Origin of the sequence: Psychrobacter immobilis (assembly GCF_904846235.1) — a bacterium.
Lineage (GTDB): Bacteria > Pseudomonadota > Gammaproteobacteria > Pseudomonadales > Moraxellaceae > Psychrobacter > Psychrobacter immobilis_C.
Genome location: NZ_CAJGZN010000001.1, coordinates 260,055 through 279,988, shown reverse-complemented (window position 1 = coordinate 279,988; position 19,934 = coordinate 260,055). Strand labels below are relative to the sequence as shown.

Below are 19,934 nucleotides of genomic sequence, written 5' to 3'. Positions count from 1 at the left end.
ACTTTATTAAATCTAGCTTCGATGCTAGTTAGCAAATAATTCTAATGATAAAAAAGACCTCAATATTGAGGTCTTTTTTTGTTTGTTGATGGGCGGTTCCACTTCACATCGATAACACTGCTTGTCTTTGTGTCTTACTGTTCGCCTTTATGTCTTATAGCCTTCCTCATTGCCAGTAATACTGCCAATTTTTTTGGTAAAGAATAACCCTGCAGGTATTGAAGTCAAAAAACCCAATCCCACCGCTATTTGAATATGAAATATCTCATCGAACCCTGTAACGAGAGCTCCGATCATAAAAAGCCCGATAGTCACGGTGGCTGTCATTGAGTAGATGACAGAAAATAATGGCCAGTTCATAAGTTATTCCTTATCTTTATTGTGGATATAATATATTTAACCTTAATTCCACAAAAAAAGTAAGTATTTACCGTGAACCCTTGTAGCATCTATATTGAATGACTTTTGAATAAAAACCATGCTATTATTAAGGTTTTAGACTTAATCATAAGAAACATCAGTTCTTACCCCCACCTTCTCTCAACTCTTTTTTATATTTTCAAGAATCTCCTATATCTTTATCTATTTATCATTACAATAATGACTTTCTTTATCTACTAAGAACGCTATCTGCTATGTCCTCATCTGAAAAAAACACTGCGCCTAACTCAGTGGATCAAAACGATTCACCAGCCACTACTGACGCTTCTCACAATCAAGACGCGACAATCGATCCAGTAGTTGATGATGCCGCTGTAGACAATGATGAAAGCGAAGACAATCAACACAAGCAATCGACTGATACAGATGACGAAATAGACTCCGAAGTAGACACTGAATGTGCGCAGCCGCCTGACGCTGAGATAACCATGGAAACCATCAGTGACGATGTGGTCGTAGCAACATTGGAGTCGACAGAACCTGAGCCACAGTCAAATACTGAAGCGTCTGAGATTGCAGAGTCAGAAACTATAGAAGCGAAAGAAAAGTCCGATTTCTTCCAGTCAGATACGGCGGAAACAATAGAAAAAAGTGCTCAAGATGATAGTGATGCTGAAGTAACGGTAGAAGCAGAAGACGACTATGCTGATGACCCTGCTGATGACACAAATATCGCAGCACAGTCATCAGATAACAAAACAGCCAATCAACAAAAAACAAAAAATGCATCTAGTCGCGATGATGACCATCAAAATAATGACTCAGAAGATAAAAGCCAAAATAAAGACACCGCTGTAGAAGATAGCGACGCTCAAAAGTCTCAAGGTAAAAGTGATGAAGATGAGGTTCAAGAGGAAAAAGAAGCCAAACTTGAGTCTTATAAGCAGTTTGTCGCCGAGCAATTCAGCAATCAAAAGGTAGATTACCCAGAAGTACGGGTTAGGATTGAGGCGAACGCGCTACCTAGCAAGATGTACTTCATCATGAACATCTTATCTGCCATCATTGCCAGTTATGGCCTAGTGACTAATTCAGCAGCCGTGGTCATCGGAGCGATGTTGGTTGCGATGATGCTAGGCCCTATCACGGGTATAGCGCTAGCAATTATCGATCACCGTATGCCATTGCTACGTAAGTCGCTTTTTACCGTCATTATCGGTGTCTCACTGGTGGTATTGGTCGGCTTTATCGTTGGTTGGCTACATAAAGACCAACCGCTAACGGCAGAAATCCTATCACGTACCCAGCCTACTTCCATGGATTTAATGATTGCCTTAGCTGGCGGTACGGCTGGTGCGTATGCGATGGTATCTCCGCATCTCTCGGTTGCTGTTGTCGGCGTTGCAGTTGCCACAGCCTTAGTACCACCACTAGCTGCTAGCGGTATCTTGCTCGCTAATGGCGAGATGCAGCTTGGGCTTGGTGCGCTGTTATTGGCAGCGACCAACATTCTTGCTATCCAGTTTACCAATGCGCTTGTATTGTGGGTGTTAGGCTTCCGTCGTTTAGTCGATGACGATTATAAATCCAATACCTATTTGACTTTTTTGCAGCGTAACGCGGTGACATTGTTGCTACTTGGTGGCTTAGGTGCCTATTTGACCATCAATCTACAGACCAATGCCAAGCAGCAAGTATTTGAGAGTAGTGTCAAAGAAGCCATCAACAACTATTTTATCGATCAAGGCAATGTATTGACCAATACGCAGTTTGATACCTCAGAAGAAAACCAAGTGGTGCGGGCGATCGTGCGTGGAGAGACTTTGCCGAGCTCATACGACGTACGCCAGATTGAGACACTCATTACTAATGATATGGCAGAGAATTTCCCAGAGTACTTGCCAATCAAGCTTCAACTACGCTACCTGCCTGTGCAAGTAATCGAGTCTAATCCAACGACGCAAGACAAATTAGATGAAACGGATGCAGCAATTTTGACCAATTAGTCTGCATACTCTACAAATTAGACAGTGACTAGCACACGTATAATAACCTAGTAGTTATAACTCTTGTACCAAGAGCTTGGGCGTTTGTGCTAAAATCGCTTGCAAAATTATTTTATGTCATTTACTCAATTCTATCCGTCAGTAAGGAGCCGCTGTGAGCCAGCCATTTCGCTCAGCCGATATTCGCCAAGCCTTTATCGATTTTTTCATAAGCAAGCAGCACACCCAAGTTTCATCGTCTAGCTTGATTCCACACAATGATCCGACATTGCTATTTACCAATGCCGGTATGAATCAATTTAAAGAAACCTTTTTGGGTATGGAACCACGTGACTATACACGTGCGGTAACCTCGCAAAAGTGCGTACGTGCTGGCGGCAAACATAATGATTTGGATAATGTCGGCTATACCGCACGTCATCATACTTTCTTTGAAATGCTTGGTAATTTCTCGTTTGGTGATTATTTCAAGCAAGCAGGTATCGAGTACATTTGGGAGTTTTTGACCTCGGAGAAGTGGTTAGCGATTGATAAAAATCGTCTTTATGTCACTATCTATGAAACTGATGACGAAGCCTTTGAGATTTGGAATAAAAACATCGGCATTCCGAGTGAGCGCATCATTCGTATTGGTGATAACAAAGGTGCTCCTTACGCTTCTGATAACTTTTGGACAATGGGTGACACTGGTCCTTGTGGCCCTTGTACCGAGGTCTTTTATGACCACGGCGCCGATATCGAAGGCGGCTTGCCAGGTACCCCAGAAGAAGACGGCGATCGCTATATTGAGATTTGGAACTGCGTATTCATGCAGTTCAATCGTCAAAAAGACGGCACACTATTACCACTGCCTGCACCTAGCGTCGATACAGGCATGGGGCTTGAGCGTATTAGTGCCATCATGCAAGGCGTTCATGGCAACTATGAAATCGACTTATTTGTTCATTTGATGGATGCAGCAGCTGACATCTTAGAGATCAATAATGAGCAACAATCATCATTGAAAGTCATCGCCGACCATATTCGTGCTGTAGCATTTTTGATTGCTGATGGTGTTACGCCAAGTAATGAAGGTCGCGGCTATGTATTGCGCCGTGTCATTCGTCGCGCGGTACGTCATGGCAACAAGCTTGGCGCTGATAGTGAGTTTTTCTATAAGATGGTTGCGCCGCTTGTAGCTGAAATGGGCAGTGCTTATCCTGAGCTACAAGACAAGCAGAGTGTCATCGAAAACGCCATTCAAAAAGAAGAAGCACAGTTTGCTAAAACACTGGCTCAAGGCTTACGTTTACTTGCCAGCGAACTTGAAGGCTTACAAGATGGCGATACGCTATCTGGTGAAGCCGCATTTAAGCTCTATGATACCTATGGTTTCCCACTTGATTTGACCGCCGATATCACTCGTGAGCGTGGTATTGCTATTGATGAAGCCGAATTTGATGAGCATATGCAGGCACAACGTGAGCGTGCGCGTGATGCTGGCAAGTTTGACGTCGATTACAGCAGCGTCATTCAAGTAGAGACGCCAACGACCTTTATCGGTTATGAGCAGCTCGAAGAAGACGGCGTGACTATTGACGCGCTTTATCAAGACGGTAACCCGGCAGACAGCTTAACAGAAGGCATGGAAGGCGTTGTAGTCTTGGATCGCACCCCATTTTATGCTGAAGGGGGTGGTCAAGTTGGTGAACTTGGTGAAATTCGTACTGCATCGGGCGTCTTTGAAGTGCAAGATACCAAAAAATCTGGTCAGGCGATTATCCATTATGGTGTCGTGACCATGGGTGATATCAGCACTAAGCAAACCGCTGAAGCGCAAGTACTGTCTAGCATTCGTGCAGCCAGTGCCAAAAATCACTCAGCCACTCACCTATTGCACGCAGCGCTAAGAGAAGTGCTAGGCGATGCGGTCACGCAAAAGGGCTCATTGGTCTCAAGCGAAGTACTACGTTTTGACTTTGCTTATGACAAACCTGTCAGCGCCGCTGAAATCATGCGTGTCGAACGTCTCGTTAATGAGCAAATTCAAGCCAACACCCCTGCCCGTATCGAGCACATGTCGATTGACGAAGCGATGAACCAAGGCGCTATGGCACTGTTTGGCGAAAAGTACGGCAGTGACGTTCGAGTACTAACCATGGGTACAGATCGTATCGTTGATGGTCAGCGCAAGCCTTTCTCTATCGAGCTATGTGGTGGCTTGCATGTACAGCGTACGGGCGATATCGGTGTGCTAAAAATCACCAGTGAGTCTGGTATTGCGGCTGGTATCCGCCGAGTTGAAGCCGTCACTGGCATGAATGCAGTCAAAAACATTCAGCAAAGCGAGCAACAACTGAGCGAATTGGCAAGTCAGCTGAAAGTGAAACGTCCTGAAGTAGCGCAGCGTGTCCGTACGATGGCTGATAAGCAACGCGACCTAGAAAAACAACTAGAGCGCTTGCAGCAAAAAATAGCCAGTGCTCAAGCAGCCAATTTGCTTGATGATGTACAAACGATCGCAGGTACCCCAGTTCTTATCAGTACTTTAAGCGGTATCGATGGTAAATCCATCCGTACACTGATGGACGATATCAAATCAAAACTGCCTGATAGCGTAATTGTATTGATTGGTGATAAAGATGACCAGTTAGCACTCGCAGCGAGCGTCGCAAAACCTGTCACTGCCAAAGTGAAAGCTGGTGATATTATTCGTCACTTGGCAGGTGAGCTTGGTGGTAAAGGTGGCGGTAAGCCTGACTACGCACAAGGCGGTGCACCGAAGTCTGGCAACAGTACAGCGGTTATCAGCGCTCTACCTGCTTGGATTGAAACCCAGCTTAGCTAAGCTAGCGAATATTAAACTCGCGAATATACTGGTATAGCGCGTCACAATGTACCTTATATTTATCGCATAGCTTTACTCCACTACGCATAGAATACGTGATTGGTTATAACTACTATAACCAATCGCCATACATCTAAGCGCTCCTGAGGCTTAAAGTTATGCGGCAGATATGGTATAAAGGTCAACGTTTGGGCATATTGTTCATTCTATAAGGTTGATAGATACCATTAGAAGAATGAAAGACCTAAAGGCATAACTCTTATCATCTGGCTTTATCTATACAAGCATTGACGAGCATCACATTGACTCTCATCAATGACAATAAAAAGTCATTATTGAATAAATAGGTAGATTTTTATGGCGTTAATAGTACAGAAATACGGCGGCACCTCGATGGGCAGTATCGACCGCATCAAAAACGTCGCCAAACGAGTCAAACGCTGGCATGACAATGGTCATCAAGTGGTCGTCGTGGTCTCAGCCATGAGCGGCGAAACCAACCGTTTGATTGATCTAGCTCGCCAAATCAGTAACAACCCTGACCCACGTGAGTACGACCAGATGGTCTCAACCGGTGAGCAGGTTTCTATCTCACTCCTCGCTATGGCCATTAAAGAGCTTGGTATTGGTGCCCGTTCAATGACTGGTCGCCAAGTCGCAATTAAAACCGACAACGCCCATAATAAAGCCCGTATCGAAAGCATCGATGACAAAAACATACGCGAGCAATTAGATGCTGGCAATATCGTTATTGTGGCAGGCTTCCAAGGTATCGATGAAGAAGGCAACGCGACCACATTAGGCCGCGGCGGTTCTGATACCACAGGTGTGGCGATTGCCGCGGCCTTGGGCGCTGACGAGTGTCAAATTTATACCGATGTCGATGGTGTCTATACTACTGACCCTCGTGTGACCTCAAAAGCCAAAAAACTTGAAAAAATTACGTTTGAAGAAATGCTTGAAATGGCAAGTCTTGGCTCTAAGATTCTACAAATTCGCTCAGTAGAATTCGCTGGAAAATATGGCGTACCGCTACGTGTACTTTCTAGCTTTGATGAAAACACAGACGGTAGCTTTGACCAAGAATTTCAAGATAACGTTGGTACCCTAATTACGATAGACGAAGGAGACAATATGGAACAGGCAATCATCTCAGGTATCGCGTTCAACAGAGACGAAGCAAAAATCTTAGTACGCGGCGTGCCTGACCATCCTGGTATCGCCTCTGCTATCTTAAGCCCAATTGGTCGTGCCAATATCGAAATCGATATGATTGTACAAAACCTTTCGGATAACGGTACCACTGACTTTACTTTCACAGTTAACCGCACTGATTTAGATAAGACGCTAAAAGTGCTTAACGAAGAAGTAAAAGATGAAATTGGTGCCAAAGAAATATTAGGCAACAGTGAAGTTGTTAAAGTGTCACTGGTTGGTGTTGGTATGCGCTCACATGCTGGTGTTGCTAGCCTTATGTTCCAAACGCTGGCTGAAAACAACATCAACATCCAAATGATTTCAACCAGCGAAATCAAAGTGTCGGTTCTGATTCAGGATCAACACCTAGAAAAAGCCGTCAAGTCATTACACACGGCATTTGGTCTAGATCGTGAAGACGGTGAAAGCAAAATCGCTGGGCTATAAGACATAAAAACTGTTAAAATATAGCATTAGCTTTAATGGTTATCTATTAACCGCTATTAATGACTTTATACTTTATATAGTATGTAGATAAACAGCATTTAAATTAATAGCGTTTGAATTAATAGTATCTAAATAAAAACAGTACTTAAATAAAATAGGATCTTTTTAGGTCCTATTTTTATTTTTTAGCATAGTTGAAATGAGCATTTACCTAATAGTTTTGTGAAAAACCGTGACAGTATCTGTTATGCCGCCTATAATGGGGCTTTCATTTGGGCTAAATGAATCTACCTATCATTACCGCTATTGGCACGATATCTGGCATCGTGATAATGGTTATATTGCGTGTTTGGTGCTGCGGTGATGTTCTGCAATTGAGAAGTAATCTGATGAGTAATAATTTGTTGATGCGACATAAGGAGTGTGACGCATGTTAATTTTGACACGCCGCGTGGGCGAAACGCTAATGATTGGCGACGAAGTAAGTGTGACGGTTCTAGGCGTCAAAGGCAATCAAGTACGTATCGGTGTAAACGCACCTAAAGATATTGCAGTACACCGCGAAGAGATTTATCAACGTATTCAGCATGAGCGTTCTGTACAGTCGCAAATGCAGCATCTTGAGCAAGGCAACTTTTCGCCTTCGTTTGATGATGAAGATTACTTTAATCGCTAAGCTAGCTAAATTATAATGCTGAACGCTCAACGGCTACTATCATCATTGAGCACACATAAATATTATATTGTTTTTTTAATCTGCTCTGAGGTCATTTATTTATGAGTATCCGCCAATCAGATGTATCGGCATTACTTAATGGTTTGAACAAAAAAGCCATTGGATTCAATGATGTCATCAGCTTTATCGATGATTTTTATCGCTATGCGCCTGCCCCTTTCGTAAATGGAATGGTACATAATGCAGCCGGTGAGAACGAAGGTAGCGCAAAGATTTTTGGTTTTGCTAAGCACCATGGCCTGAACCAATTGGACACGCTTAAACTATTTGGTGAACATTATGCCAAGGTACAAGCAACGCCTAACGGTACCGATCATGCCAATATCCGCAATTTTTTACATTGGGGCTGGCAAGGGTTTTTGATGCAAAAGAACCCGCTAACGGTTCGTCCTAGTGTCGATACGACTGCTATTTAATCATTTATGATGATTGAGCTATTTCTGATAATTTAATTATTGGTAAAGTAAAAAAAGCCACGCTATATAGCGTGGCTTTTTTATGATAAGTGTTTTTATAACAACTATTATAGACTTCTTATAAACCTATTTATCACGAAACTTAACAGGCTGTACCGCGCCTTTAGGATTCGGCATATTAGGATAGTGATGCTCATGCTCGACATCACATTCAGCGCCAACGACAGAACCATCATCTTTTACGGGTTTATGAATATAACCTGTACGCTCGGCTGGCGGTAGGTGCTCATGCTCCCATACCATCACTGCTTGCATACAAGTCTCTCGCTGCTCAGCGGTAATCTTACGACCGTCAGGCCATTTGCCTAGCTCAATCGCCATACGAAATTTATCAACCACTTCGGGCGTTAGACTTGCTAGTATTGTTTGTTTATCCATCTTACCTACTCTCCACTACCATTTTTTGTATCATATTTGGGTCTAATAGATACGCTTATTCATCGTCTATAATATCATCATCGACATCAAGACTGAATTCTTCGGCATGTACGTTCCAGTGCAGCTTTGTACGGCAGGCCTCATAAAAGTCAAACCCAGGTGGGTGCAACAAGGTAAGCTTATCAGGATGCTTACGAATATGTAGGCGCTGCTCTTGCTCAAGTGGCACGCTTGGCTTACCATCTGCACTCACCATCGGTTGAGTACGATTGTCTTCGTGGATACGAATACAGACCTCACTATTACCGCTGACCACAATCGGTCTGCTAGATAACGTATGGGGATGCATTGGCACCAGACAAATAGCATCCATACTCGGATGAATAATTGGACCGCCGCCTGATAAGGCGTAAGCGGTAGAGCCAGTCGGTGTTGCCGCTATTAAGCCATCACTATGCTGTCTATAAACGTCATGTCCATCAATTTTCATCTGAAAATCAATCATATGTACGGATTTACCAGCATGCAGTACGATGTCGTTCAGGGCCATGTCTTCATGGATAATTTTGCGACCTTCTCGTATCTCCATCGTCAATAAAAACCGATGGTCCAGTTGATAGTCTCCCATCAATACTTGGCGTAACTTGAAGGCAGCTTCATCAGGTTTTACGTCTGCTAAAAATCCTAGACGACCACGGTTAACCCCTAATACAGGTACACGGTAGCGTGCTAGCGCCTCAGCGGCATGTAATATCGAACCATCACCGCCAACAACAATAACCAAATCACAAATCTCACCAATCAAACCACGTTTGACGATTTTGACTCTTTCTATATCTGTGAGGTCAAGCGTTGGTAAATTGGCTGTTTGTACATCCATTATCAAAGTCAAATTCATATCATTGACGGTTTGGGCAATCTGTACCAAGCTTTGAGTGACACTACGTTTACCAGCACGGCCCATTAGACCAATACGCCTAAAGGCGGGGTTTTTAATAGCGTGGAATAGCTCTGATTCATGTAAGTGTGGCAATCTTGCTGACTGCGCTGAGTTTTCCATAAAACGACTCGGTATAACGGTAAAGTACAAGGTAATGATAGCGATAAATGCGCGCTTAGACTAGCATGTTTATGAATTATCGTTGTTAACTGTCGTAACTGACCCCATATAAAAGCTATCGAATGTTTTACTTAGTCAGATCTTTCTGTTCAGTTTTTCAATTAGCGTATTGGGCGATACTGTAGCTCGATGCACTAGACAATGAACAGCCTGAGGTTGCACCGCAGCAGTTGTCACGCAAACACAGTTGACAATAATGGCGGTTTTGCTAAAGTAACTAACATCACTATTTTTATATTTTATTATTAAGGACTTATGTATGGCCAATCCTATTGTCAGTCGCGCAGAACTTGCGATCGGCGGTAATCCAATGACGGTCAAGGGCGTAATTCAAAAGACCAGCTTATTACTTGGTTTATCAGCCATTACTGGTGTGGGCTTTTTCTTTTATGCGCTTATGGCAGGTTTATCGCAAGGTTTTATTACGATGGCAGCTTTTGGTAGCATGATTGCTGCGTTTGTTCTGGCGCTTTTTATTACCTTCAAGCCGCAAAAAGCCAAGACTTTGGCAGTGCCTTACGCCTTGCTAGAAGGTATCTTTTTGGGCGGTATCTCATTATTTTTCATGAGAATGTATCCAACAGTACCAGTCACGGCAATGTGTGCAACTTTCGTCACAGCTGCGGTTATGCTAGGTTTATATCGTTCAGGTTTAGTTAAAGTTACTGAAAAGTTCCGCTCTATTGTGACCTCGGCGGTTATTGCTATCATGCTTGTCTATGTAGCACAGTGGGTACTTTCTCTAGCGTTTGGCTCATCATTACCATTCCTGTTTGAAGGTGGCGCTATCGCTATTGGCTTTAGCTTATTTGTCATCGTTATCGCTTCTTTCACCTTGCTGTTAGATTTCGATAATATTGATCGCGGTGTTGCGATGGGTGTTTCTGAAGATTACGAGTGGTTGTTCAGTATTGGTATTCTTGCGACCTTAGTCTGGATGTATATCGAATTTATGCGTCTGCTAAGCTATCTACAAGACTAACTGTAAAAGCTGCTTAACAGTATCTCTTTATAGAAAAAACCGCCCTTCATTTGATGGAAGGCGGTTTTTTTATGATCAAACTTTACAGGCTTGTTTAAATTAAGTACTTCTTAAAGAGGCTAAGCACGTTTTAAGCGCAATGCATTTAATACGACAAATAGCGAACTGAGCGACATACCAATTGCAGCGAGCCATGGTGGTACATAACCTAAAGCTGCTGGTATCAGAACAATACTGTTGTAAGCGAGTGCCCAACGGAAGTTTTGCTTGATAATACGTTCCGTCTTATCAGAGATACGTTTAGCCGCAGTGATGGCTTCGATTTGTCCATTTAAGATAATACTATCACTAGATACTTGTGCTAAGTCTGCCGCACCTGCAATCGAAGTCGACACATCTGCTGCTGCTAGCACTGGTGCATCGTTGATACCATCACCTACCATCAATACCACAGCACCGTTAGCTTGCAACTGCTGAATATGATTGACCTTATCGGTTGGTGATAGTCCGTTGTATGCAGATTGCATTCCCAAGTTCTCAGCCATCACTAACGCTTGCGGGCTTGGATCACCTGTCAACATAACAGACTCGATACCTAGTCCTTTGAGCGTATCGAGCATCGACTGCGCACTATCACGTACCTTGTCATTGAAATAAAAGCATGCCAGCGCCTGCCATGTTTTGCTATCAGTATTTTGACAAGACAATACCACTGCTGAGCTGGCTCGCTGAGCTACCAGATTAATGGTTAAATCATTACTAGCATCTATATCATTGACGCTATTATCTGTTTTATCTAGCGCAAAGTCCTTATGACCGATTCGATATACAGTGCCTTCAATCATTGCTTCTACACCGCCTGCTGGATAATGCTGTACGGCTTGTGTCGATGGCAGGTGTAACTGATAGGCCGCCGTCAGTAATGCGTGGGCAATTGGATGACGACTTCCCACTTCTAGCGCAGCTGCAATGGCCAATAGCGTATCTTTTTGCACTATTAATGATAAATCGTCAATTTCGGTCTGGCTTTTTGGTGTGATTAATTCGATATTTAATAAATTTGGCTTACCATAAGTCAGCGTGCCTGTCTTATCAAAAGCAACGTGCGTGATTTCAGCTAGCGTTTGTAAGGTATGGCCACGCGTCGTCAAAAAACCATAGCTTGCCAGACGATTGGTTGAGACGGTCAAGGCAATCGGCGTCGCCAATGACAATGCACATGGACAAGTAGCGACTAAGACTGCCACGGTTGCCCAAATGGCTTGGCTTGGGTCAACAATATACCAGCCGACAAATACTAAGACGGATAAAACCAAAATACGCGCGACAAACCAACGTGCCAGCTTATCTGCTTGCTGCGCCAATTTGGGTTTTTCGCTCATGGCACGATTCATCAATCGATCAATTAAGCCTATCTGACTGTCTTTTGGTAAGGCGGTGACTAGCATCTCAAACGGCTGGCTATCGTTTTGTGCACCACCAACAATATAATCGCCTTGAGATTTGATGATTAAATCACCCTCGCCCGTCAGTAGACTTTGTGACACTGTTGCAGTAGAGCTTAGCAAGATACCATCACTGATAATCTCAGAACCCGCTTCAACCAAAATGATGTCGCCCACTTGTAAACTATGAGCGGTGACCATTTGCTTTGACTCTATATCGCCTTCGGGCTGTGATTGCGTATTCGGTTGGTTACGTGACTGCTGCCATTCTTGAGCGATACGCGATGTGAGCTGATAAACATTGGCGTCCATACGCTGCATAAAGTCAGGCATCGGCTCTACTGTAGCCGACTCACCTTTAGTAGTTTCATTTTCAATAAGCTCATCTTGCTGAGACTCATTTTCTTTCAGCAGTTGTAAAATACGCTCGGCAGCTGCTTTGTCTTCAGCGACTTTTTGCACCAATACCGGCTCAACCACCACCAAATCATTAGCCATAGTCGCGGCTTTTAAACGTGCGTTATGCTCGATATAACGCCCTGCCAGCAAAAAGAAGATAAACATACTGACCGAGTCATAATACGTCTCCCCTTGCCCAGTGATGGTAGCGTAGAGACTGGCAAAGAAAGTAATAATCAACGCAAGACTGACGGGCACATCCATATTGACCTGGCGCGCACGAATTGCTGACCATGCAGAGGTAAAAAAAGGAATGCCAGCATAGAAAAATACAGGCGTACTCACAAATAAAGATACCCAACGCAAAAAGTCACGCTGAAATATCAACATGTCGCTATACTCGCCAAAATAAAGCGCAACGGCATACATCATCGCTTGCATCGAACCTAGTGCAGCGATGCCGAGACGCAATAGCATTTGATTATTATGACGTGCCAGCATGGCTTCGTGTGTATCTTGGCGATAAGGCTTGGCTTCGTAGCCGATTTCGTTGATGACCGCTAAAATGCGACTGATGGGTAATTTGTTCTCATCCCAAATGACCCGCATACGTTGGTTGGTCAAATTTACCTGACATTTACCAATACCCTCTAGCTCATCGAGACGCGACTCAATCAGCCAAGTACAGGCAGCACAGCGTAAGTTATTAACAGACAGCTCTGCTACTGACATGCCATCTTGCGCGTAAACGAACTGTGATTTTATCTCGTCATGATCGTAGACCTCGAGACGCGTCAGCTGGGTTGGCAAACTTGCCGTACGATTAATCTCTGAACGGTCAAGATAATATTGCTCAAGACCAGCCTCTACAATGCTTTGGGCAGCTAACTGACAGCCCATACAACACATCTCTCGTGACTGACCTAATATCTCAGCATAAAACGGTGGCTGAGGTACAGGGTCACCACAGTGAAAGCAGTGGTTAGCCAATGGAAGCACTAAGCCTTCGATGATAGAGGTGTCTTCATAAGAATGATTGGTAGCAGATGATACTGATGATGGGATACTAGACATAGTCGCGCTTACTTCCTTTGACAGGCTTGCTTAAAATGCATTCATTTAAAGCAAACTTGCTCGTATTGACTGTACTGTACGTCATGCAATAGAACCGTTTTTAATCACATGAATATCACTACTGCTAGTAGCATAATATTAATAACAAACGGCTAATAGCAAACCATTAGCAACAGCGAATTCATACAAAATACATCGTGAGGACAATCGTAAATTGCTATCTTATATGGCGTTTATCTACCAGATTGAAAGTGACTGACGCTTTATTACAAGTATCGGTATTTTAATAGGGATTATACTATAAGCTATCGCTATGAGCAGTATCATCGCTCATAGTCTACGACCAATAAATGCCTGCGTTGACGATGATAGATTGAAAAATTTGTCAATTTGCGTCATTATGAGGCAGTTTTTTATCCAAAAATGGTGCGACATCCGTGCAAAAACCTAATTACAAGTTACCAAATACCAAGTTATCAGCGTCATCTAAGTCTGCTATGCACACGCTACCCTCGCAGCAGCGCGGCTTGGTCTTTAGTAGTCTGCTATTAATTATCATCATCGCAGGCATGGTGCTGTTGGCGCTATATTTGATCAAACTTGATCGCACCATTACTCATAAGTTTGAGGGCAAGCGCTGGGACATTCCAGCCAAAGTGTATTCGCAGCCGCTTGAGCTGTATCAAGGTGCCAATGTCGATAGAGATACGATGAAGACATGGCTAGAGTTGCTTAATTATCAAAGCAACAAAGCTTATGATCGTACAGGCACCTATCATCGAACAGGTAATACTTACTTTATTCACACGCGCGGCTTTACGTATAGCGCCAATGATAAAGATGCCGAGCAAGTCATCAAAATGACAATTTCTGGCAATAAAGTAGAATCTATCCAGAGTACTCTGCCTGCCAAAAGCGGCATCATTCGTCTAGAGCCTGTCAATATCGGTGGTATCTATCCAGACAGTAATGAAGATCGGATGGTTGTGTCTTTGGACGAAGTGCCTCAGCCGTTAATTGATGCCCTTATCGCTACCGAAGATCGCGCGTTTTATGAGCATAAAGGGGTATCGGTACGTGGTATCGCCCGTGCCGTAATCAATAACTTTACTGGTGGTGCCAGACAAGGTGGTTCGACAATCACCCAGCAGCTGATCAAAAACTTTTATCTCAACTCAGATCGCACTATCAAACGCAAAGCCAATGAAGCATTGATGGCCGTGCTACTTGAGCTACATTACAGCAAAGATGAGATTTTACAGACCTATTTGAATGAGATTTATCTGGGTCAAAATGGCAATCGTTCGATCAATGGTTTTGGTTTGGCATCACAGTTTTATTTTGACAAACCTCTTAATGAGCTGCGCTTAGATCAGCAAGCGATGCTAGTTGGTATGGCAAAAGGCCCAAGTATCTACAACCCACGTCGTAACCCAAACGACTCAAAAGCACGCCGCGACGTAGTGCTTAATAACATGCTGACAATGGGCACACTGAGCCAAGAAGACTACGACAAAGCCTTAAAGCAACCGCTTGGTATCGTGGATAAGCCTGCTGAAGGCAAAAGCCAGTTCCCTGACTTCTTAGATATTGTCAAACGTGAGCTAAATACCGTTTATTATTCTGATGACCTCAAAAACGAAGGTCTGATTATTATCAGTACTCTAGACCCTATCGCTCAATTGGCAGCAGACAAAGCCGTTGATAGAAAACTTGGTGAGCTGCGCCGTAACAGTAGCAAAACTAATGATTTACAAGGTGCATTAGTGAGTGCCAATCCTGAGACTGGCGAGCTAGTGTCTGTCGTGGGTAGTGGTAGTGAATTTACAGGGTTTAACCGCGCGGTAGATGCCAAACGCCAAGTCGGCTCGTTGCTGAAGCCTATCATTTATATGACTGCGCTTGAGAGCGGTCGTTACAATTTGGCCAGTTCAGTAGATGACTCCCCTATTACGGTCAATCTAAACGACGGTACTGATTGGAACCCTAAAAACTACGACAACCGTGATCATGGCTATGTACCATTTACCACGGCACTGTCTCAATCATATAACCAAGCGGCAGTACGCTTAGGTATGGAGTTCGGAGTTAATACCTTTGCTAAGCAATTACAGCGCATGGGTATCAAAGAAAAAATCCCACCTTACCCATCAGCATTGTTAGGCTCAGTTAATTTGAGTCCGATGGATATGCTTGGTATTTACCAAGTCTTCGCCACTGGTGGTTTCCGCACTCCTATTCATAGTATTCGTACGGTCATTGATGATCGCGGCCGTATCTTACAGCGTACTGGGCTTAACACTCAGCGTAGCATTCCACCTGAAACCAACTTTTTGACCAACTATGCATTACAGCAAGTCGTCTCAAATGGTACCGCCAGACGCGCCCAATCACTCGGTAGTAATTTAAATCTAGCAGGAAAAACAGGTACGACAAATGACTACCGCGATGCTTGGTTTGCAGGCTATAGTGGCAACTATGTAAGTGTTGTTTGGGTTGGTCGTGATGATAATAAACCGATTGGCTTGAGTGGTGGTACTGGCGCCTTACCAGTTTGGGTAGATTATATGAAACGCCTAAAACTGACTCCAGTTGCTCTACCAGAGCCAGAAGGTATCGAGTGGTTATGGCTAGAGAATAACTCAGGCAAACTGTCTAATGAACGCTGTGCCAACGCTCGCTACCTACCAGTAATGTCAGCTCATTTACCAGAAGAAGCCAGTAGTTGTGCGCTAAGCCTATACCAGCAAGATCGTGCTCGTGAACAGATACAATTCCAAAATCAGCAAGGTGATATCAATCAACAACGTCGCCGCGAAGGTTTAGAGATTCCAAATGGCGAAGCTGTTGAATCTGAGGGTGCAGAAGGTAGCAGCGAGCAAAGTGAAGGTGATGAAGACCGTGCTGATACTTGGTATGACCGCGCTGTTGAATGGTTCTAACTGTTGAATGGCTCTAGCTGTTAAATAGCTCTAATAATGTTTTTGGTATTTAGCTTTTAATATTTAAAAAAGGTTTTAACATGATGGTGTCATCTTTACGGACAACTACTTCAGTAAAACAAACCATAGTGCTATGGCGTAATAAAATTACGTCAAGCAATACCTTACTTGCAGGCAGCGCGATCATTGGCATGCTAAGCCTAAGTGCTTGTCAGACGGCACCTAGCACGTCAACCACAGTGCAAACCACGCCTGTTCAAACACTACCAACATCACAACCGACCGTGCCATCAACAACAACTGCTCAAGCGCCTATCACGGAAGCAAATGATCAAAGCAACTATCCAACCGAGCCTTATGATGCAATTGAACAGTCCGAAACACCAAATCCATTAACGCAAGAGACACCTGTATTTACGCCTTCTGCACCAGAAGTGACGCAGCCTGATCCTGTTATCATTGCGCCTTCTCGTAACGACTATATAATCTCTGAGCCATCGGTACCGTCGCATAATGAGTTACTTGAGCACGCTAGAAGAAACTCGCAGCAACGTACTCAACAATCTGCAAGCAATAATAGTAATCTGCCTGCGTTTCGCAATTTGATGCAAGTAGGTATCAGTCAGTTGAAAGCTGGCAATCTAACCAATGCAGAGAACAGCTTTACCCGTGCACAGCGTCTAGCGCCCAAATCGTCGGCGGTATATTTTTATTTGGCACAAGTAGCATTAAAAAAGAACCAACCTCGTAAGGCAGAAGCGATGGCACGTCGTGGTCTTAGTGTCTCTCAAGATAGCAATCGTAGACGAGCACTATGGCAAGTTATATTGCAATCAGGACAAGCTCAGGGTAACTCACGCGTGGTCAATGAAGCAAAACAAGCATTGCGCTAATAACCGAGTATTTGTACCTCTTAGATTCATTAGTTAAAACCTCTATATACATCATGCATTTCATTGTATGTAGATCTATCTAGGGCAACCCCTAGCACCTACACTTATTTTTATTTCCGCTTAAGGTTATCTTTATGGCATGGCAACAACTGCATTTACAATGTGAAAAATCAAACGTCGACTTGGCTGAAGCGCTTTTGTTAGAAGCAGGCGCATTATCAATCGCTTTAGACGATGCTGGCGATCAACCTTTGTTTGAGCCACTTCCAGGTGAATCACCGCTTTGGGATGAGGTGATACTAACAGGACTATTTGATGCGACTACTGATGCTGGCAGTCGTCAAGCGGTTGAGCAATTAAGTCATGAAATCGCTGCACAAGTACAGGCTACTCGTATTTGGTTAACGGCTGTTGATGATAAGGACTGGGAGCGCGAGTGGATGAGCAACTATCATCCTATTGAATGTGCTAATGACTTATGGATTGTGCCTGACTGGCTAACGCCGCCTAACCCTGAAGCCACCAATATCATTATGGATCCAGGTTTGGCATTCGGTACTGGCTATCATGCTACGACTCGCCTGTGCCTAGACTGGCTAACAGAGCAAGACCTAACAGACAAAGTGGTTATCGATTATGGTTGTGGTTCAGGCATTCTAGGGATTGCTGCTTTGCTATTGGGTGCACGTCAGGTATATGCAGTCGATATTGACCCGCAGGCGGTACTTGCTACCAATCAGAATGCGGTACGCAACAATGTAGGCGAACGTTTGCAGGCATTTTTGCCAGAAGAATTTACAGAGTATTGCTCGCAACATGACGTTTTGCCTGTAGAAGTGATCGTTGCCAATATTCTAGCGAAGCCGCTTATTGGTTTAGCACCTTACTTTGCAACACTGATTGCGCCAAAGGGCCGTATCGTGTTGGCAGGTTTGATTGAGTCGCAAACCGAGCAAGTCACTGAAGCTTATCAGCCATATTTTGCACTGGATCCTAAGCATGCTTTTACTGCGCAAGAAGACCAACATTGGCAGCGTTTATCAGGTACATTTACCAGCTAGCAACATTTAATTACATCTGTTACGATAGAGGGCAGTCAAATGTTATGTGTTTGACGCCACTCTGTCTTTGCCCATAATTCATCGAAATTTAAAAAGTACAATGAGTATTGTGGGCAGCTATTGGTGAGTGGCTAAGCGGTATTGATAACCATACTTTTTTGGATTCGCCTCTATGACCACACCAATAAAAACCCAATGCCCCCATTGTCAAGCTTGCTATAGCGTTAAACAAACTCAACTAAATCAAGTCAATGCTACCATCAGCTGTGATCGGTGCCAGCAAAGTTTTTTGGTCAATAAGCATCTTGTGGTAAATTCCGAGGTTATTCAAAAACCAACACCACAAAAAAATATTCCTGCTCAACAAAAAGCTCAAAATCAACCAATATCAAACGAGCAAAAAGCGACTACTAGTAGCAATCAGCATAAGCCTCAAAATATTCCAAATCGCCCTACGTCTTCAACTAATAAGAAAAAATCATCTGATGCTTTAAATTATGATGGTTTAATCCATGACGATATGGATATAGACGAGCCAGAAGAAGACGTTCAAGAGTATGACTCTTTAGATAATATGGATGCATGGTTGACTCAAGCCAGTAATACCAGTCCTAGCGCAGCAACCACAGAAAAACCAAAAGCGCCATCTTCTAAAGAAACTATCAAAAGCCCTAATCCATCAATAAAGAAACCATCTACTAGTACAGCATCAGCACCAACACAGAACATGCTCAGCTCGGCAGCGGCCAATGATATTCATGCCAATATTGAGAGTACTGATAACAATTCGTGGCTGCAAAAACTATTAGAAGAGCAAAATCAAGACGAAGAAACACCACCAGATGATACAGACTTATCACAGCTTCTGTCTGATATGGGAGTACCCGTTAAAGATGAAGAGCCTGCTGCCGACGATCGTTTAAGAAAAACACAGCTACCGTTTGCACCAACCCAAACGACACGTTCAATTGCATCATTATTATGGATACTAGGTTGTTTGGTCTTAACACTGCTACTCGCGGCACAGTATGTTATTTTTAACTTAGAGAACTTAGTCAAAAACCCAACCTATGCTCAGCGTCTCCAATCAATATGCTCTGTCGCTGCCTGCAGCTTGCCCAGTGCGGACTTATCAGCCCTTACCATCAGCAATACCTTTCATAGAAGCAGTCAGATTAAAACTGCTGGTACATTTAGCGATATAGGCGCTACTCTAAGTAACGGCAGCCCTCAAGCACAACTATACCCCAATGTAAAAATAAGCGTTTATGGTAAAGATAAGATTATTGGAGAGTTTATTGCAGGTCCAAACGATTATTTATTAGGCAAGCAAAGTCAGTTAATGGCCAATACAGATAGACAGCTATTGTTTACTATCCCTGTCGCTAATGCGCAAATTCGCGACATTACTATGACCGCTCTTTATTAAATTAGAGTGTTATATATAAATAAGCGTGAGTAGAAAATACACCGTAAATTCACTTTCAATTAAACCGTGATAGCCAAGATAACAATGAATCTATCAGCGCTAAGCGATATTAATTTGATATACTATGGTTCTGACCCCTCA

The 19,934-nt window shown here is 43.5% G+C and carries 13 protein-coding genes and 1 pseudogene; 10 read left to right on the top strand and 4 right to left on the bottom strand.

All coding sequences use genetic code 11. The features are described from left to right. Nucleotides 1–147 precede the first annotated feature (147 nt). Complete coding sequence (locus tag JMX07_RS01210; protein ID WP_201605597.1) at nt 148–360, bottom strand: hypothetical protein; 213 nt, start codon at nt 358–360, stop codon at nt 148–150. 275 nt (nt 361–635) lie between these two features. On the opposite strand from JMX07_RS01210, the gene JMX07_RS01205 reads away from it, so the two are divergent. The 5 genes and pseudogenes from JMX07_RS01205 (at nt 636) to JMX07_RS01185 (ending at nt 8,010) form a co-directional block, all read left to right on the top strand. Further along, nucleotides 636–2,387: a DUF389 domain-containing protein gene (locus tag JMX07_RS01205; protein WP_201605594.1), complete on the top strand. Its 1,752-nt coding sequence runs from the start codon at nt 636–638 to the stop codon at nt 2,385–2,387. Nucleotides 2,388–2,541: 154 nt separating this feature from the next. After that, entirely contained in the window at nt 2,542–5,214 is a 2,673-nt protein-coding gene (gene alaS, locus JMX07_RS01200) for an alanine--tRNA ligase (RefSeq protein ID WP_201605586.1), read from the top strand. A 357-nt stretch (nt 5,215–5,571) separates the two neighbouring features. Beyond that, nucleotides 5,572–6,858: an aspartate kinase gene (locus JMX07_RS01195; protein WP_201605583.1), complete on the top strand. Its 1,287-nt coding sequence runs from the start codon at nt 5,572–5,574 to the stop codon at nt 6,856–6,858. 430 nt (nt 6,859–7,288) lie between these two features. After that, a pseudogene (csrA, locus tag JMX07_RS01190) lies at nt 7,289–7,456 on the top strand (carbon storage regulator CsrA); the annotation flags it as partial. A 179-nt stretch (nt 7,457–7,635) separates the two neighbouring features. Then, a complete protein-coding gene (locus JMX07_RS01185; protein ID WP_057759243.1) occupies nt 7,636–8,010 on the top strand; it encodes a HopJ type III effector protein in 375 nt (124 codons plus the stop codon). A gap of 126 nt (nt 8,011–8,136) precedes the next feature. Here the strand turns inward: JMX07_RS01185 and JMX07_RS01180 are convergent, their stop codons facing one another. Together JMX07_RS01180 and JMX07_RS01175 are read right to left on the bottom strand one after the other, a co-directional pair. Further along, on the bottom strand, nt 8,137–8,448 hold the full coding sequence (locus JMX07_RS01180) for a YeaC family protein (RefSeq protein WP_057759241.1): 312 nt from the start codon (nt 8,446–8,448) through the stop codon (nt 8,137–8,139). 55 nt (nt 8,449–8,503) lie between these two features. Further along, nucleotides 8,504–9,508, bottom strand: coding sequence for an NAD(+) kinase (locus JMX07_RS01175; protein ID WP_179798759.1), 1,005 nt, complete (start codon nt 9,506–9,508; stop codon nt 8,504–8,506). Between the two features lie 319 nt (nt 9,509–9,827). Here JMX07_RS01175 and JMX07_RS01170 point away from each other — a divergent pair, with 319 nt between their 5' ends. After that, a complete protein-coding gene (locus JMX07_RS01170) occupies nt 9,828–10,550 on the top strand; it encodes a Bax inhibitor-1/YccA family membrane protein (RefSeq protein WP_057759239.1) in 723 nt (240 codons plus the stop codon). A 119-nt stretch (nt 10,551–10,669) separates the two neighbouring features. Here the strand turns inward: JMX07_RS01170 and JMX07_RS01165 are convergent, their stop codons facing one another. Next, nucleotides 10,670–13,468, bottom strand: coding sequence for a heavy metal translocating P-type ATPase (locus JMX07_RS01165; RefSeq protein WP_201605580.1), 2,799 nt, complete (start codon nt 13,466–13,468; stop codon nt 10,670–10,672). Nucleotides 13,469–13,905: 437 nt separating this feature from the next. On the opposite strand from JMX07_RS01165, the gene mrcB reads away from it, so the two are divergent. From mrcB to JMX07_RS01145, 4 genes are all read left to right on the top strand, one after another. After that, nucleotides 13,906–16,410, top strand: coding sequence for a penicillin-binding protein 1B (gene mrcB / locus JMX07_RS01160; protein WP_413786645.1), 2,505 nt, complete (start codon nt 13,906–13,908; stop codon nt 16,408–16,410). Nucleotides 16,411–16,490: 80 nt separating this feature from the next. Beyond that, nucleotides 16,491–17,303, top strand: a complete 813-nt coding sequence (locus JMX07_RS01155) for a tetratricopeptide repeat protein (protein ID WP_227684576.1) — start codon at nt 16,491–16,493, stop codon at nt 17,301–17,303. 134 nt (nt 17,304–17,437) lie between these two features. Beyond that, nucleotides 17,438–18,364 carry a 50S ribosomal protein L11 methyltransferase gene (gene prmA, locus JMX07_RS01150; protein WP_201605578.1) on the top strand — a complete coding sequence of 309 codons (927 nt, stop codon included), beginning with the start codon at nt 17,438–17,440 and terminating at the stop codon, nt 18,362–18,364. A gap of 172 nt (nt 18,365–18,536) precedes the next feature. Continuing rightward, the gene (locus JMX07_RS01145) at nt 18,537–19,793 is read left to right on the top strand and encodes a DUF3426 domain-containing protein (RefSeq protein WP_201605575.1); all 1,257 of its coding nucleotides are present in this window, start codon (nt 18,537–18,539) and stop codon (nt 19,791–19,793) included. Nucleotides 19,794–19,934: the final 141 nt, after the last annotated feature.

Excerpts from the sequence above, each read along its gene's own strand:
- JMX07_RS01210 (WP_201605597.1), bottom strand. The coding sequence starts at position 360 with ATGAACTGGCCATTATTTTCTGTCATCTACTCAATGACAGCCACCGTG.
- prmA (WP_201605578.1), top strand. The coding sequence starts at position 17,438 with ATGGCATGGCAACAACTGCATTTACAATGTGAAAAATCAAACGTCGAC.
- JMX07_RS01195 (WP_201605583.1), top strand. The coding sequence starts at position 5,572 with ATGGCGTTAATAGTACAGAAATACGGCGGCACCTCGATGGGCAGTATC.
- JMX07_RS01205 (WP_201605594.1), top strand. The coding sequence starts at position 636 with ATGTCCTCATCTGAAAAAAACACTGCGCCTAACTCAGTGGATCAAAAC.
- JMX07_RS01145 (WP_201605575.1), top strand. The coding sequence starts at position 18,537 with ATGACCACACCAATAAAAACCCAATGCCCCCATTGTCAAGCTTGCTAT.
- JMX07_RS01165 (WP_201605580.1), bottom strand. The coding sequence starts at position 13,468 with ATGTCTAGTATCCCATCATCAGTATCATCTGCTACCAATCATTCTTAT.
- JMX07_RS01155 (WP_227684576.1), top strand. The coding sequence starts at position 16,491 with ATGATGGTGTCATCTTTACGGACAACTACTTCAGTAAAACAAACCATA.
- JMX07_RS01185 (WP_057759243.1), top strand. The coding sequence starts at position 7,636 with ATGAGTATCCGCCAATCAGATGTATCGGCATTACTTAATGGTTTGAAC.
- JMX07_RS01175 (WP_179798759.1), bottom strand. The coding sequence starts at position 9,508 with ATGGAAAACTCAGCGCAGTCAGCAAGATTGCCACACTTACATGAATCA.
- JMX07_RS01180 (WP_057759241.1), bottom strand. The coding sequence starts at position 8,448 with ATGGATAAACAAACAATACTAGCAAGTCTAACGCCCGAAGTGGTTGAT.
- JMX07_RS01170 (WP_057759239.1), top strand. The coding sequence starts at position 9,828 with ATGGCCAATCCTATTGTCAGTCGCGCAGAACTTGCGATCGGCGGTAAT.